General features: G+C 50.9%; 3 protein-coding genes. 2 read left to right on the forward strand and 1 reads right to left on the reverse strand.

Annotated features, from left to right (window positions below):
* Both Q0294_RS05295 and Q0294_RS05300 read left to right on the forward strand, forming a co-directional pair.
* A partial coding sequence (locus Q0294_RS05295; RefSeq protein WP_299461641.1) for a hypothetical protein occupies positions 1 to 399 on the forward strand: 399 nt, incomplete at its 5' end.
* A gap of 179 nt (positions 400 to 578) precedes the next feature.
* Positions 579 to 2,555 (forward strand): glycosyltransferase family 39 protein, encoded by a 1,977-nt coding sequence (locus Q0294_RS05300; RefSeq protein WP_299461643.1) that lies wholly within the window; start codon positions 579 to 581, stop codon positions 2,553 to 2,555.
* A 14-nt stretch (positions 2,556 to 2,569) separates the two neighbouring features.
* On the opposite strand, the gene Q0294_RS23380 is transcribed toward Q0294_RS05300, so the two are convergent.
* Complete coding sequence (locus Q0294_RS23380) at positions 2,570 to 2,737, reverse strand: hypothetical protein (protein WP_366917908.1); 168 nt, start codon at positions 2,735 to 2,737, stop codon at positions 2,570 to 2,572.

Consider the following 2,737-nt stretch of genomic DNA (forward strand, 5'->3'; position numbering starts at 1 on the left):
GCGGGGAATAAGATGTTTGGAAAAACTTATGTCAAGCTGTTTGTTGTTTTGTTCACAGGACTCGCGTTGACGATTTGCACAGCGGATAGCTTACCGGCTCAGAAGAAAGAGACGGACAGTCCCAAAGCCAGTGCCAAAGAAACCAAAGCCACGCCGAAAAAGTCAAAGGGCCGGCTCCCCAATCATTATGGCAAACTGGAACTTTCGCCCGAACAGCGCGACAAGATTTACAAAATCCAGGCCGACTACCAGCCACAAATCGACAGTCTGAAAAAACAACTGGACAAATTAAATAAAAAACGCAACACGGAATACGAGACGATCTTATCCGCCTCCCAGAAAACCAATCTGGAGAAACTCCTGACAGAGGCGGCCAGTAAGAAAACAGCCAAAAAGTAAAAACGGGCTGTAAATCGTTTTTTGAATTCGAAAACATTTGCAAGGGCGTGGTTAGTTATTCAACCACGCCCTTTCTTTTCCCTGATTCTCAAAGTTATACTCTTCAAAGGACAACGGAAAACGAATTCTGCCATCGCAGGCAGATCTGGAACCAGACATTCAGAAATTACAACGACCTCATGGATTCGGAAAACCAAACTTCAGCTCGGCTTGCTTCAGATTTGCCGCCGGATCAACAGACGAACTCCCGCTGGATTCCGCTGCTCCATCTGATCTTTGCGATGGCACTTTTCGGTCTGCTCGCCCCCTATGAATGGGACCGGGTGCAGTCCGAAAATCAACAACTGCCTTTACTCACACGTTTTTTCCTGTATGTCAACGTCGATACCACTCCGTACTTCATTCTCTTATTACTCAGTCCGCTCTGCTGGTTTTTTCGCCCTTACATCAATTTCAAAGTTTGGAGCAGTCTGCTGCGCCCCCGGCTGTCAGAAGACTGGGTTCGCGAAAAGCGTGCAACAAAACGCCTGGACTATTTCGCATTTTCACTCAGTTTCATTGTTGCCGCCAGTTCGTTTCTGATGAGTGTCTGGACCGCTGACCATATTGTTGACTCGGAGCGCAAACTGACTCTGGGAGATCTGCCTCCTGCGTACCACGATGAATATAGCTACCTGTTCCAGGCGAAAACGTTTCTAGCTGGCAAAACCTCGTTTCCCAGTCATCCCGCCGCACCGGAAATTTTTAATCAAGTCCATGTCCTGAATGAAGGAAAAATGGCCAGCCGCTATTTTCCGGGAACCGGTCTCTGGCTGGCCCCTTTTGTCTCCTGGGGGCACCCCTATTGGGGATATTGGCTGGCGGGAGCAATCACGGCGTTTTTTATCTTCTGGTCCGGCAGAGAACTGGCCGGCAATGGTGTCGGACTTCTGGCGGGCCTGATCGTCGCGTTCTCTCCGGGCATGGCCATTTTCAGCAACCTGCTCCTGGCACATCACCCGACATTGGTTGGGCTTTCCCTGTTTCTCTGGGCGTTTCTGAGGATGCAGCGCACCCGCGCTTTCCGTGATGCGTTTCTGGCAGGACTGGGACTCGCGTTCGGCATGCTCTGTCGTCCGATGACCGCCGCAGGTTTTGCGCTGCCGTTTGGCATCTGGCTGGGAGTGGAAGTCGTCCGCTGGTGTCTTTTTCGAAAGCCTGGAAGTTCGACAACTTCCGCAACTGTGAAATCGGTATTCGCGTTGGTAGCCGGGCTGGCAATTCCCCTCGGTTGCGGATTGATCTGTCTCTTCTGTTACAATCAGTCCATCACTGGCAGTGGCTGGAAAATGCCGTACCAGGTTTATACCGACATCTACACCCCGCGCCATGTTTATGGTTTCAACAATGTGATTCGCGGAGAACAGAAACTCGGCCCGAAAGTTCTGAAAAACTATGACAAATGGGCCGAGAACCTGACGCCGGCTTTAGCGGTTCAAAATGTGCAAAATCGCATTCTGGCCAGTCTGCAGTGGACGCTCGGAATCATCCCCCTGGGATTGGCGGGGCTGATTTTTCTGATCACGGAATGCCGACACTGGAGCCGCTGGTGGCTTGTGTTTGCTTCGATACTCTCACTACATGTCGTGCATATTCCCTACTGGTATGACGGAATCATGCATTGGCATTATGTGTTTGAAACCGGTCCTCTCTGGGCGCTGATTTTTGCCCGAGTGACGCAAAGCCTGTTTCGAATCTGGCGTCACATCGAGCGTCCGCTGATGAGCTGGCTTTGGACGTCGATGATTTTGATCGCGTGTTTGACCAATCTGGTAGCGATCCCCCCGCTCTGGACGGTCTCAAAGCTGGAAATGGTCATAAACAATGTCGCCTTTTCAAAATTCAAACATTTCCAGTTCCAGCAGATGATCCAGCATCATCCGCAAATCAAACAACCCGCGCTGGTTCTGGTCGCACACGACCCGGCGGACCGGCACATTGATTATGTGATCAACGACCCGCAGTTAGATCAATCGGTTCTTGTGGGACGATACCGGCCTGAGCAGTATCAACCGGCAAAGTTACAGACGATTTTCAAAGACCGAAATCTTTATCTGTTCGACGCGGCGCAAAATCGGCTCAGCAGATGGAATGGTACCTTCTGGGAGCCGATCTGATTTGAACCTTGCGATCAATCGCTGATTTTCACTTTGATCTCATCCGAATTGGCTTTCAACTCCGGTGCATACATGCCGTACCCGATCGTGGGCAGTCCGCTGAATTGTCCCGGTATTTCCGCCCGCAAACGATACGTGAGACTGTGTTTGCCACGGGCTAACTGCCTGAGATAAAACACCAC

This window comes from uncultured Gimesia sp. (genome assembly GCF_937919775.1).
In the GTDB taxonomy this organism is placed as follows: Bacteria; Planctomycetota; Planctomycetia; order Planctomycetales; family Planctomycetaceae; genus Gimesia.